The 12,588-nt window shown below is 60.6% G+C and carries 12 protein-coding genes and 5 tRNA genes; 12 read left to right on the top strand and 5 right to left on the bottom strand.

Features of this window, described 5'->3' with window-relative positions:
* Positions 1-46: 46 nt before the first annotated feature.
* A complete protein-coding gene (lon, locus tag RA19_RS12670) occupies positions 47-2,458 on the top strand; it encodes an endopeptidase La (RefSeq protein ID WP_039163099.1) in 2,412 nt (803 codons plus the stop codon).
* A 341-nt stretch (positions 2,459-2,799) separates the two neighbouring features.
* Here lon and RA19_RS12665 read toward each other — a convergent pair whose 3' ends face one another.
* Positions 2,800-3,849 (bottom strand): Glu/Leu/Phe/Val family dehydrogenase, encoded by a 1,050-nt coding sequence (locus RA19_RS12665; protein WP_039163097.1) that lies wholly within the window; start codon positions 3,847-3,849, stop codon positions 2,800-2,802.
* Between the two features lie 131 nt (positions 3,850-3,980).
* Between RA19_RS12665 and RA19_RS12660 the strand changes: the two genes are divergently transcribed.
* From RA19_RS12660 to RA19_RS12615, 11 genes are all read left to right on the top strand, one after another.
* On the top strand, positions 3,981-4,436 hold the full coding sequence (locus tag RA19_RS12660) for an Lrp/AsnC family transcriptional regulator (protein WP_039163095.1): 456 nt from the start codon (positions 3,981-3,983) through the stop codon (positions 4,434-4,436).
* Positions 4,437-4,522: 86 nt separating this feature from the next.
* A complete protein-coding gene (locus RA19_RS27410; RefSeq protein ID WP_241479066.1) occupies positions 4,523-4,693 on the top strand; it encodes a hypothetical protein in 171 nt (56 codons plus the stop codon).
* Between the two features lie 37 nt (positions 4,694-4,730).
* Positions 4,731-5,144 (top strand): HU family DNA-binding protein, encoded by a 414-nt coding sequence (locus RA19_RS27400; RefSeq protein ID WP_275041728.1) that lies wholly within the window; start codon positions 4,731-4,733, stop codon positions 5,142-5,144.
* A 13-nt stretch (positions 5,145-5,157) separates the two neighbouring features.
* Positions 5,158-5,232: transfer RNA gene (locus RA19_RS12650), tRNA-Val, on the top strand.
* A gap of 111 nt (positions 5,233-5,343) precedes the next feature.
* Positions 5,344-5,913 (top strand): histidine phosphatase family protein, encoded by a 570-nt coding sequence (locus RA19_RS12645; protein WP_039163092.1) that lies wholly within the window; start codon positions 5,344-5,346, stop codon positions 5,911-5,913.
* A 75-nt stretch (positions 5,914-5,988) separates the two neighbouring features.
* Positions 5,989-6,064, top strand: a tRNA-Val gene (locus tag RA19_RS12640).
* 967 nt (positions 6,065-7,031) lie between these two features.
* Positions 7,032-8,507, top strand: coding sequence for a methyl-accepting chemotaxis protein (locus RA19_RS12630; protein ID WP_052261773.1), 1,476 nt, complete (start codon positions 7,032-7,034; stop codon positions 8,505-8,507).
* 223 nt (positions 8,508-8,730) lie between these two features.
* A complete protein-coding gene (locus RA19_RS26585; RefSeq protein WP_152615756.1) occupies positions 8,731-9,084 on the top strand; it encodes a hypothetical protein in 354 nt (117 codons plus the stop codon).
* Positions 9,075-9,151, top strand: a tRNA-Asp gene (locus RA19_RS12625). Before RA19_RS26585 ends, RA19_RS12625 begins: the two co-directional genes overlap by 10 nt.
* A gap of 81 nt (positions 9,152-9,232) precedes the next feature.
* Positions 9,233-9,309 (top strand) — tRNA-Asp (locus tag RA19_RS12620).
* Positions 9,310-9,392: 83 nt separating this feature from the next.
* A tRNA-Asp gene (locus tag RA19_RS12615) sits at positions 9,393-9,469 on the top strand.
* Positions 9,470-9,532: 63 nt separating this feature from the next.
* Here the strand turns inward: RA19_RS12615 and RA19_RS12610 are convergent.
* From RA19_RS12610 to RA19_RS12595, 4 genes are all read right to left on the bottom strand, one after another.
* Positions 9,533-9,922: a nuclear transport factor 2 family protein gene (locus RA19_RS12610; protein WP_039163087.1), complete on the bottom strand. Its 390-nt coding sequence runs from the start codon at positions 9,920-9,922 to the stop codon at positions 9,533-9,535.
* Between the two features lie 85 nt (positions 9,923-10,007).
* The gene (locus tag RA19_RS12605; protein WP_039163086.1) at positions 10,008-10,229 is read right to left on the bottom strand and encodes a hypothetical protein; all 222 of its coding nucleotides are present in this window, start codon (positions 10,227-10,229) and stop codon (positions 10,008-10,010) included.
* 451 nt (positions 10,230-10,680) lie between these two features.
* Positions 10,681-12,072 (bottom strand): M20/M25/M40 family metallo-hydrolase, encoded by a 1,392-nt coding sequence (locus tag RA19_RS12600; RefSeq protein WP_039163085.1) that lies wholly within the window; start codon positions 12,070-12,072, stop codon positions 10,681-10,683.
* Positions 12,073-12,221: 149 nt separating this feature from the next.
* Positions 12,222-12,509, bottom strand: coding sequence for a hypothetical protein (locus RA19_RS12595; RefSeq protein ID WP_039163083.1), 288 nt, complete (start codon positions 12,507-12,509; stop codon positions 12,222-12,224).
* Positions 12,510-12,588 lie beyond the last annotated feature (79 nt).

Genomic DNA, 12,588 nt, shown 5'->3' with positions numbered 1-12,588 from the left:
GCCGGATGCCGGGGCCGGGCCGTCTTGCCAAACCAAAGGACCGAGTATGCAAGAGCCACTCAATTCCTCCTACCCCGTACTGCCGCTGCGCGATATTGTGGTCTTCCCCCACATGATCGTGCCGCTGTTCGTGGGCCGGGAAAAATCGGTGCGCGCCCTGGAAGAGGTGATGGCGGATGACAAGCAGATCCTGCTGTCCAGCCAGATCGACCCTTCCGAGGATGATCCCGACACCGATAGCATTTACACCATGGGTGTGCTGGCCAATGTGCTGCAGCTGCTGAAGCTGCCCGATGGCACCGTCAAGGTGCTGGTCGAAGGCCAGACCCGTGTGAAAATCACAGAGTTCCTGGAGAACGACAATTTCTTCGAAGCCAAGGCCGAAGAACTGACTGAAATCCCAGGCGATATCACCACCACCGAGGCGCTGGTGCGCACTGTTGGCGATGAGTTCGAGCGCTATGCAAAAGTGCGCAAGAACATCCCCGAAGAAGCGCTGTCTGCCGTTGGCGAGACTGCTGAGCCGGCCAAGCTGGCCGACCTGGTGGCCGGCCACCTGGGCATTGAGGTCGACCGCAAGCAGGAACTGCTGGAGACGCTGTCCGTTTCCGAACGCCTGGAGAAGGTATATGGCCTGATGCAGGGCGAAATGTCGGTCCTGCAGGTCGAGAAGAAGATCAAGACCCGCGTCAAATCCCAGATGGAGAAGACCCAGCGCGAGTACTATCTGAATGAGCAGATGAAGGCCATTCAGAAGGAGCTGGGCGACGGCGAGGAAGGCGCAGGCGAAATCGCCGAGCTGGAAGAGAAGATCGCCGCAACCAAACTGTCGAAAGAAGCGCGCGAAAAGGCGGATGCGGAGCTGAAGAAGCTCAAGAACATGTCGCCGATGTCGGCGGAAGCCACCGTCGTGCGCAACTACCTCGACTGGATGCTGTCGATCCCGTGGGGCAACAAGTCCCGCGTCAAGAAAGACCTGAACAAGGCGCAGGAGATTCTGGATGCGGATCACTATGGCCTGGAGAAGGTCAAGGAACGGATCGTCGAATACCTGGCGGTGCAGCAGCGCTCGGCCAAGCTGAAGGGGCCGATCCTGTGCCTCGTTGGTCCTCCGGGCGTGGGTAAGACCTCGCTGGGTAAATCGGTTGCGAAAGCGACCGGGCGCGAGTTCATCCGCATTTCGCTGGGCGGCGTGCGCGACGAATCCGAGATCCGCGGCCACCGCCGCACCTATATCGGCTCGATGCCCGGCAAGATCATCCAGGCGCTGAAGAAGGCCAAGACCACCAATCCGCTGATCCTGCTCGATGAGATCGACAAGATGGGCCAGGATTTCCGCGGCGACCCGGCCTCGGCGATGCTGGAGGTGCTGGATCCGGAACAGAACAACACCTTTATGGATCACTACCTGGAAGTCGAATACGACCTCTCGAACGTGATGTTCCTGACCACCTCGAACAGCTACAACATGCCCGGGCCTCTCTTGGACCGGATGGAGATCATTCCGCTTTCGGGCTACACCGAGGACGAAAAGCGCGAGATCGCCAAGCAGCACCTGATCTCCAAGCAGGTGAAGAACCATGGTCTGAAGGCCAAGGAGTTCGAGCTGACCGAGGACGCGGTGACCGAGATGATCCGCACCTACACCCGCGAGGCGGGGGTGCGGAACCTGGAGCGCGAAATCGCCAAGGTCGCGCGCAAGTCGCTGACCAAGATCGTCAAGAAAGAGGCCGAAAGCGTGACCGTCACGCCGGAGAACCTCGACGACTTCCTGGGCGTGCCGAAGTTCCGCTTTGGCTTGGCCGAGAAAGAGGATCAGGTCGGTGTTGTGACCGGGCTGGCTTATACCTCGGTTGGCGGCGAGCTGCTGTCGATTGAGGCGCTGCGCCTTCCGGGCAAGGGCCGGATGAAGACCACCGGCAAGCTGGGCGACGTGATGAAGGAGTCGATTGAAGCGGCGTCTTCTTATGTGCGCTCTGTCTCGCCGAAGCTGGGCATCAAGCCGCCGCGGTTCGACAACTGGGATATCCACGTGCACGTGCCGGAGGGGGCGACACCCAAGGACGGTCCTTCGGCTGGCCTCGCGATGGTTACCTCCATTGTGTCAGTGCTGACCCAGATCCCGGTTCGCAAGGACATCGCGATGACCGGCGAGGTTACCCTGCGCGGTAATGCGCTGGCGATCGGCGGCCTGAAGGAAAAGCTGCTGGCGGCACTGCGCGGCGGCATCAAGACGGTGCTGATCCCGCAGGAGAATGAGAAGGACCTGCCGGATATCCCGGACAACGTGAAAGAGGGGCTGGAAATCATCCCGGTTTCTCACGTGTCTGAAGTCCTGAAGCACGCGCTGGTGTCGCAGCCGGACCCCATCGAATGGGATGAGGAGGCCGAGGAGGCTGCGGCCGCCAAGGCGGCGCTGAAGGGATCCAAAGACGGGGCCAGCGCCACAGCGCATTGATCCCTGAGTTCTGAAATTGAGAGGGCGGTCCCAAGGGGCCGCCCTTTCCAGTTGCCGCTTCCGCTCTGGTCTGCTGACCTGAGTAATCATATTGCGTGCGCTACGGAGTTTTGCGGCCGTGAGGCTCCCGCCCGTCGCCGGAGGCGCTGGGTGCCACCGCTCCTGTTGGGCGTGGCGCCGGACCGGTTTCCGGTCCGGCGCGCAGCCTGCCCTGTTCAGGGCAGGCTGCCGGGCCCAAAGCGAGGTAGGAGGCCGCCGCAGGCGGAGTCTTTCCTGGCGCGGGAGCCTTCCCTCTATTGAGGCAACTTACCGGGCGGCAAAGGCAGGCCCTGAAGGCATCTTCAGGCCGCTTTTTGGGCCATCTTGGTCTGCACGGCGGCGACGGCCACCGCGTCCGGGCTGACGTTTTCCGCCTTAGCCTGAACCAGGATGGCTGCCATGGTTGCGTCCAGCGCGTTCAGTTTCTCGGCGACAAACCCCTGACGGTCGGCAATCTTGAGAATTTCCGTGGCCACATTGATGATGCCGCCGCCGTTGGCGACAAAATCCGGTGCATAGAGAATGCCGCGGGCATGCAGTGCAGCGCCGTCTTCCGGCCCGGCCAATTGGTTGTTGGCGCCGCCGGCGACGATGCCGGCTTTCAGCTGCGGAATGGTTTCTGCGTTCAGCACACCGCCGATTGCACAGGGGGCAAAGACATCGGCCTGCACAGTGTGGATCTCTGCCAGTGGCACAGCCTTGGCGCCAAAGGCCGCGACAGCCTGCTCCGTGCGGGCATTGTCGATATCGGTAACCGCGAGTTTGGCTCCGGCTTCATGAAGAAGGCGGCACAGATACCAGCCGACATGGCCAAGACCCTGCACCGCTACGGTTACGCCTTTCAGGGCGCGGCTGCCGCATTGGTGCGCCCGGGCGGTGCGGATGGCGTTGAAAATGCCTTGGGCTGTGACCGGAGACGGGTCGCCGCTGGCAAATTGCCCGTTTGCCAGCCCTGCGGCCCAGTCGGTTTCCTCAGCCAGGATGGCCATGTCGGCCGGGCTCATGCCCATGTCCTCGGCGGTGATGTAGCGGCCTTCCAGCGACTGGATCGCGCGGCCGAAGGCGCGCAGCAGCGCCGGTGTCTTATCCTTGGCCGGGTCGCCGATGATGACTGCCTTGCCGCCGCCGAGGGGCAGCCCTGCGGCCGCATTCTTGTAGGTCATCCCTTCGCTCAGCCGCTTGACGTCCGTCAGCGCGTCCTCTTCGCTGGCGTAGGGGCGCATGCGCAGCCCGCCCGCCGCCGGACCCATGCGGGTGGAATGAACGGCAATGAAGCCGAGCAGTCCGGCCGAAGGCTCCTCGACCCGGTAGATTTCTTCGTGAGTGCCTGATGCGACGGCCGTCACTGTCATTTGATCGCTCCTCCTCAACTTGCCATGATGATAGTGGGGCGGCAGCGCCGGTTTTCACTAAAAACATATGTCAAGGGTGCTAAATTTGGCGGTAATCTCTGCAAAATGCCGGAGTGATAGGGGAAAGCGCCATGGATTCGATAGATCGCAAGATCGTAGCTGCGCTTCAGCGCAACGGGCGGCTGAAAATCTCGGAACTCTCAGAGCTGGTCGGCCTGTCGCCGACCCCTTGCGCGCGGAGGGTGGCGAATCTGGAGGAAAGCGGTGTCATCTGCGGGTACTCGGCCCGTGTCGACCAGGCCAAGCTGGGGCTGCCGGTTACCATTTTTGTGGCGGTCGAACTGGACCGGCAATCCACCGAAGCGCTCAGCGCCTTTGAGACTGCAGTGCGGCAGTTCGATCAGGTGATGGAGTGCTACCTTATGACCGGGACCCGGGATATCCTGCTGCGGGTGGTGGCTGAGGATCTGCCGGATTTCGACCGGTTTCTGGAGGACCGGCTGATGCGGGTGCCAGGCATCCGCAACACCCGGTCCAGTTTCACTTTGCGCACAATGATCCGCCGCGATGCCCTGCCGGGCTGCTAACCGGTTCACGGCATAGGATTTACTGTGCTAAGCTTGCCGGACAGGACATGCCTGCCGGGCAGCTCTGCGTCTGCTTGAGGCAGGCCTTGGCGCCGGAAACAGGCGGTAAATCGGGTAAGTGGGGCAACAATGGCAAGAGCTACAAGCAAAACCAGCGCATCCGCGCGCAAAACCAGCACGCGCAAATCAACCTCCCGGAAAAGCGGCACGCTGACCGCGCCGGGAGCCAAGTCTGCTGCGGCAAAGCCCGCTGCTAAACCGGCGGCTGCCAAGCCGCGGACAGTAACGGAACCGTTGCCGAAACTGCCGGAGACCAAGCCCGCTGCAGAGGCCGCTGCGGCGCCGGAGCCGGTTGTTGTGGAGACCGCCAAGCCGGTGGTCGCGGCGCCGGAACTGGGCAAGAAAGAGCTGGTGGAACAGGCGGTTGAGCGCTCTGGCATCAAGAAGCGGGATGCCAAGCCGGTGATCGAGGCGGTGCTTGCGCTGCTTGGGGAGGCAGTCGCCGAGGGGCGTGAGCTGAACCTCAAGCCGCTGGGCAAGCTGCGCGTCACCCGCAGCCAGGAGCGCAGCAACGGCAAGGTCTTTGTCTGCAAACTGCGGCAGCCGGATGCGGCTGCTGCAGCTGCACGGAAACCGGGGCAAGAAAATGCAGAGGAGGGCGAAGAAACTTCCTCTGACCCTCTTGCGGAGACTGCGGCGGACCGCTAAAAGCCTGCCTCACGGGTGATTAGCTCAGTGGTAGAGCGCTTCGTTCACATCGAAGATGTCAGGAGTTCAAATCTCTTATCACCCACCATTATTTGCGGAAGGCGCTCCCTGAAAAGGTTGAGCGCCTTTTGTCTTTCCGGGGTTCCGCTTCTGCCGCCTTGCCGCTACCAATTTTCCGGCAAGGCAAAGCGGGGGGAGCATGAATTTTCCGAAGATCTGGCTTTTGCGCCACGGGCAGACTGAATGGAATGCAGAGCACCGCATACAGGGGCAGCTGGAATCGCCGCTGACACCGCTTGGGATTGAACATGCGCGCCGGCAGGCAGAACTGATGAAGCCGGTGATGGCGGCACGGCCGCAATGCTATGTCTCGCCTCTGGGGCGGGCGCAGCAGACAGCGGATATTGCATTGGGCGGCGCGCCGTTCGTGACCGACCCCCGGCTGGCCGAGGCCTTCGCCGGCGTGTTTCAGGGCATGACGCTAAGCGAAGTGGCTGCGCGCTATCCGCAGGTCCATGGAGCAAACCCGCGCAATCTGGATCTGTTCTGCGAGGCGCCGGGCGGAGAAGGGTATGCCAGTTTCCACGCGCGGATTCTGGATTTCCTGCAGGCGCTGCGCGGGCCGTCTGTGGTGGTGGCGCATGGTTTGCTGGGGCAAGTGATGCGCGGGATTGTTTGCGGGCTGGACCGCGACCAGATGGCGGCGCTGCCAAACGGGCAGGGCTGTGTCTATGTGCTGGAAAACGGGACGGAAACCGTTTTGCAATGACATTGCCGCCGGGCGGGATTTTTCTGCTTTTTCCTCTTGCGCTGCCCGCCGGCATTGTCTAAATCCCCGCTCATCGGGTCGTTAGCTCAGTTGGTAGAGCGCTTCGTTTACACCGAAGATGTCGGGAGTTCGAGCCTCTCACGACCCACCATGCCATCTTCTGAAATCATTCGAATTGATGCTCTGCTGACTGCGTATCTGCGCAGCACGCAGCGGTTCCGTGAACCTGGTTTGTTTTCCGCAAGATCCTAAAACCCAGAACCTCGGCCGCATCCTGCATCTGACCGGGGCGGAACCGGGCATGGGTTTTGACGGTGGTTTGCAGGTTGCTATGGCCGGGAAATTGCGAAACCTTCTCGGTTGGAAGGTCTGCTCCGGGCAGGCGAACGTCGGCCGTGCGGCGCGGGTGCTGGCGTTCATCGGCACAACGGCACGGCCCTTTCTATTGGTGCCGTCCTGCTTGTTCAGGTGGATTACGCCGCGCTCCACATCGATCCGGCCCCAGGTGAGGGGCAGAGCGGCGCCGGCACGGACAGCTGCCGGGCAGCAGGATCCGCGCTAAGCGGATCGTCTCGTCCAGCAAGGGAGTTATTGATTTGGTTTTTTGAGAGCCATCGGTTGGCTTGGGATTGTTGTGGTCTGTGCCAATACGGCTATTAAGCTGTTTGCTGCTGGAGAAGTTGCTTTGCGCTTTGCGGTCCTGGGGAGAGATCTAGATCCCAATATTTCCTTGACTGCATTTTGTCGTATTTTTGCTCGTGCAGATTGCCATCCCGGGTGAAGTCAGGAAGTAGTTGGTCCCATCTATGGGACGCGGCATAGCCGTGTGCCAAGCTTGCGGGATGACTGCCTTCTCCGCGGCAGGCCAGGCGCCGATCGACTGCAAGCGTTCAAATAGGCCGGCGAGCTTATAACTGGCGGGTTCTGAACGGGATTTCTGTGAGGCGGGCGAGCCCTAAAACGACTGATTCGATGTCGCAAATTGACGCTGGGTCAACTTTTCTCCTTTGGACATCAACCCTCAGTAAACACGCGGTAAAATCACCGCAAAGGTATTTTAATGAGTGAAAACTAAAAGTTCTGTCCACCCATAGGAACGGAACTTTTGGAGAGACGACGTGATTGCTAGCGACCGACAAAATACCATCTCGAAATTTGCACTCGATGGCCGGCAAAAAGATGACCTCATCCGCGCAAATTCAAAGGTGGGGCCGCACCTCGACCAAGTTCTTGATAAGTTCTACGAGTTCGCTCAGGCCGATACCGACGCTTCACGGTTCTTTCCCAACGACGAGCTTCTGACCCATGCAAAGTCCGCGCAGAAACGGCATTGGCAGCTTCTGCTCAGCGGTGATTTCTCTGACGAGTACTATTCCTCCGCAGAGACCATCGGTCGCGTTCATTTCAGAATTCAGCTTCCTTTCGAGCTTTATCTTTCGGGATACGCCCGGGCCACGTCCTACATCCAGGAGGTCCTGGGCCAGCAATACGGCACCGCGATCTCTTCCAGGGCGCGCAACCGCCTGTTTGGAATGCTGGGGGCTTTGAACCGCGCTTTCGCGCTCGACACACATTATGTAATTGAAGCCTACTTCGCCGCGCAGCGCGTCGAGCAGGACACCGCTTTTGACTACATCACAAAAGGCATTGAACGGATGGAGGCGCGGGATCTTTCAGAGCTTGTGCCTGGCCCGGAGGAAAGCAGCTATCCTGAGCGCTACAATGGCGTGCGGGAAACCGTGAACCGGCTGATGTCCAGCCTGGCGGAGGTGATCGGCACAATTCAATCTTCGACAAGTGCCCTGAGCAGTGCAGCGCATGAAATAGCTGAGTCCGCTCAGGAACTGTCGCAGCGCACTGAAACTCAGGCTGCCACGCTTGAGCAGACAGCGGCCGCGGTCGAGGAAATCACCGCAAGCATGCGGGCGTCTTCGGAGGCCACCACCGAAACAAGCGACGTGGCCTCGAAGGCGCAAACCTTTGCCGAGGAAGGAAACTCCGTCGTTGGCGATGCCGTTTCCAAGATGCAGGAGATTGCGGACTCCTCTGAAAAAATGTCTCAAATCATTGGCGCGATTGACGATATCTCCTTCCAGACAAACCTTCTGGCATTGAATGCCGGCGTCGAAGCTGCGCGGGCAGGGGAAGCCGGGCGCGGGTTTGCGGTCGTGGCCTCTGAGGTTCGCGCGCTGGCCCAGAGGGCTGCCAATTCGGCAAATGAAATTAAAGGACTGATTTCTGTCAGTGTCGGCCACGTTGAAGAAGGGGTGCAGCTGGTAAACAAGGCCGGCGGGTCTCTGAACCACATTGTGGAGGACGTGCAGCGGGTTTCTGAACTGACCTCGGAAGTGTCGTCGTCGGCCGAAGAACAGTTTACCGGGCTTACGGAAATCAATACCGGCGTTTCGCATTTGGACAGCGTGACCCAGCAGAATGCCGCGATGGTGGAGGAAACGACCGCGGCAACACGGACCATGCAGGAAGATGCCCGCGCTTTGGCGGATCTGGCCACAACATTCAAAGTGAGCCCATCACCAGCCCAACCCCAGGCCGGCTTTGATACTCCCGGTGCCGGCTTGCGCCTGGCAAGTTAAGTCTTCCCAGAGGCACACGAACTCTGCCAAAGCGCTAGCCATGCGCCTTGGCCGCGAGAAATTCGGCTGACTGAACGGGGGCAATGGCGATGGCCGCTAATGCCGCAGGACCGATCGCTGAGCATGAAGACGTGGACGGAGCGGCTGCAAAAACCTGCGCCGTTCACAGGCCGCCGGGCCAGTGTTTCGAAACTGGAGAATTTGCGAAGCGTTCCCAGGTTCCGTGAGCCAGCATGAACCGGCAAACCCTGCGGCAGCGCCGGAATCACGCTCCTCAAAAGCCGTGCCGTTGCCCAAAAACAATGCCCTGCGCGTCTGGCGCGTCGTTTACAGTGAAGATGCCGGGGGTTCGGGCTTCTCACAGCCCGCCACTCTCATAACTCAATGCTGCGCTGCCGCTACGCTGACCATCATCCTTCGGCTGGTTTTCTTTTGTTTCCAGCGCCTTATTGTCTGTGTCTCATTTTTTTCGGGGAAAGTTCCGAAAAAGGCAAAACACCGCTTGACGGCTCCGGGGGCTGAGAATATTACAGCCCAACATTCAGCAGCGATGCTGGATCGCAGCGGGCGGTTGTAGCTCAGTTGGTTAGAGTACCGGCCTGTCACGCCGGGGGTCGCGGGTTCGAGCCCCGTCAACCGCGCCACTGCTGCGCCTTATCCTGGGGTGAAACAGGATCCGCTCCGGATGGGGATGGATCGGAAACGGTCCGCCGCAAGGCGAAAATGCGGTTGTAGCTCAGTTGGTTAGAGTACCGGCCTGTCACGCCGGGGGTCGCGGGTTCGAGCCCCGTCAACCGCGCCATTTTCGCCCGCCGCCCTGACGCTTCAGGGTCCGCCCCGGATGGGGACATAGACCTGGTGTCAGGTCCGCCGAAAGGCCCATGCGCGGTTGTAGCTCAGTTGGTTAGAGTACCGGCCTGTCACGCCGGGGGTCGCGGGTTCGAGCCCCGTCAACCGCGCCATTTGTCTTTCAAGTTCACTTTCAAGTCCAGATCATCGGCACGTCGGTAACAGCGCCTCAGGCTCTACGGGCTGGTCAGGGGTGTGTCCTGGCTGAAGCTGTTGATCCAGCCGTTTTCACGCTGCTCCCAAAGCGAAGAAATAAGCATGGCTTTCCAGTCGAGGCCGTCTGCCGGCTTGTAGTCCGCCCGGTAGCAGAGAAGAACGGCGTCCTGCGCGATGAGGCGGATTTGCGCCTCGGAGAGGCGGTACTCCGCCATCACCGGCCCGTCCCTGAGCTGCTCGCAATGGCCATCTTTGCCGGAGAATCCGCTGGGGTAAACGCCCAGGAAATCAGCCGACAGCATTTGTCCGTCAGCCTCGGGGTCGCCCGCAACAAGCGCATCCCAGACTTTGGTTTCCAGCGCAAGGAATGCGGCCAGCTGCGGGCCGTCTGTCAGAATCGTCGTGGTCATTCCTGCAAAGTGCGCCGCACCGGGGGCTCTGGCAAGAGGCCGGGCCGATGCCTGTCGGGTTCCAGCCCGGCCGACCTTCTGCCCGTCACAGGGCCGGCGGCAGCGGTTCCGCTTCGGTATCGTGGCGCCATTCCGTCAGCTCGGTGCCGATCCAGGTTTTCAGTCGTTCCAGATCCGGGCTTTCATTGGATTCCAGGTACCGCAGCATGGCCCGTGTGCCGTGCTGGTACCCGGCGCGATAGCTTTCTTCGGGATCGGTTTGGGTGCCTTCAAACCCGGGCGGGCGTTTGAATCTGCTGTGTGTCATGATGTGCCTCTATCCATGCAGGCCAGTTGCGCGTCTGCCGACAGTCTGGAGGGCTTGTGATAAGCAAGTCTTAAGGAGGCGGAAGCAGAGGGTTAAATCCAGGTGAAAAGCGCGGGCTCCCACGCCTTTTTAAAGCATCTGGAGATGCTATTAAAAGCCTTGGGCCGGGCGCCGTGCCTTGCACGGCGCGCGCCGCGCAAGCGGCGCTAGGCCCAACGGGAAGACGGTCTTTGCAAAGACCGGATGACGGGCGGGAGCTTGCTGCGGATGTGTTCCGTTCACAGGCGGCGGCGATGCAGTGCCGGCTTTGCTCTTTGACGGTCAGCTGCCTGGCAGCCGGGACCGGAAACAGGCAGCTCCGGGAGGCTGCCAAAATGCTTGGGCCGGCAAAGCCCTTTAACGCTTGCGGGGGCGAGGGCGGCGTTGCTGGGAGCTGCCGCCCCGCCGATTTTTACTTGCGCGACAGATTGTCCAGGACGCGGGCCCAGGAGCGGATGCCTTTGTGGAAGCTTTTCAGGTCGTATTTTTCGTTCGGCGAGTGGATGGCGTCATCATCATTGGCAAAACCGATGAGCATTGCATCCATGTCCAGGACCGACTTGAAAAAGCCTGCGATCGGGATCGAGCCGCCCATGCCGCAGAACACTGCCTCGCGCTGCCATTCGTCGGAAAGGGCTGAGCGGGCCGCTTCGAATTCGGGGCGGGAGATGTTCATCACCGAGGCTGGCGAACCGGCGGAGTTGTTTTTCCAGACTGCCTTGGCATCCGGTGACAGCCGCGCTTCCACATGGGTGCGGATCTTGCTGCGCAGCGCGTCCGGATCCATGTCGCCGACCAGGCGGCAGGTGATCTTGCAATGCGCTTCCGACGGGATCACGGTTTTGGAGCCGGCGCCGTTGTAGCCGCCCCAGAGCCCGTTGATCTCCAGCGTCGGCCGGGCCCATTGCTGCTCCAGTGTGGAATAGGCCTTTTCACCGTGCGGCTGGGTGTAGCCGACCGAGTTCAGGTATTCCGCCTCGTCAAAGCCGCAGTTCTGCCATTGGCGCAGCTGGTCGGCAGGCACTTCGTGCACGCCATCGTAAAAGCCCTCGACGGCGACGCGGCCGGTTTCGTCGTCGTAGAAGGAATCCACGATCTTGGACAATTCGCGCAGCGGGTTCAGGCCGGGGCCGCCATAGTGGCCGGAGTGCAGGTCGATGCGGGGGCCGATGATGGTGAATTCTTCCTTCAGCATGCCGCGCAGCTGGGAGGAGATCGAAGGCACCCCGCGCGACACCATCGACGTGTCGCAGATCAGCGCGAGATCTGCTTTCAGCTCTTCGGCGTTGGTTTCCATGAAGGGGACCAGCGAAGGCGACCCCGATTCCTCTTCGCCCTCGAAGAAGAAGGTGATGCGGCAGGGCAGGGAGCCATTGACGGCCTTCCAGGCGCGGCAGGCCTCGACAAAGGTCATCAGCTGGCCCTTGTCATCCGAGGAGCCGCGGCCGCGGATCACGGTGCCGTTCGGGGTTTCTTCCAGCTGCGGTTCAAACGGCGGCGTGTTCCAAAGGTCCAGCGGATCCACCGGCTGCACGTCGTAGTGGCCGTAGAACAGCACATGCGGGGCATCGGTGTTTTCCTCGCCGACATGGCCCACGACCATCGGATGGCCGGGGGTGGCGCGCTTTTCTGCCTTGATGCCGATGGCGTTGAGGTCGGCGACCAGCCAGTCGGCGGCCTTGTCGCAGTCTTCCTTATAGGCGGGATCGGTCGAAATCGACTGGATGCGCAACAGCTCCATCAGCCGTTCAGTGGCGGCGTCCAGCTCTGCGTCGATCCGGTCCAGAACATCATTCAATGCCATTTGTGCTCTCCTGAATTTCGGGGAGGCCCGGGGAAAGGCCGATTTGCCGCGGACCCTAGCAGCGGCCTGTAGGAGGGGCCAGAGGGGCGGCATGGGTAAAGTGCAAACACTTCACGTTCTGGTTTTCATTGTGCCAGAACTGGGGGTGTTCAGCGGGCGTTGCGAAGAGCAAACCGGATAATGCCCAGAATGATCAACCCGCATGGCACCCACAACAGCACAAAAGGCAGATAGAAGCCCAAGGACCAAAGCGGATAAATGAGCTCCCCAATGTTGGTGCCGAGGAAGATGCACTCTTCTGGCCCTTTGGCCCATATTTTACAGCCGCCTGTTTGAGCTGCCTGCGAAATGATAAATCCGGCAACCCAAAGAGCCAGGGGCCAGAGCAGGATTAGAAGCGAAAGCCAAGCTGGCAGTTCCTTGTCTTCCTGCTGCAAGGCCGCTTCTCCAGGTTGGGTGAGCTGTTTCTTTCACTAGAGCTAGTAGATTGGTCTGTGCTGGTAAACTCATGCATAG

This window comes from Leisingera sp. ANG-M1 (assembly GCF_000813745.1).
Classification (GTDB): Bacteria; Pseudomonadota; Alphaproteobacteria; order Rhodobacterales; family Rhodobacteraceae; genus Leisingera.
The sequence above is the reverse complement of the archived record's forward strand: the minus strand, read 5'-3'. Positions and strand labels throughout refer to the sequence as shown.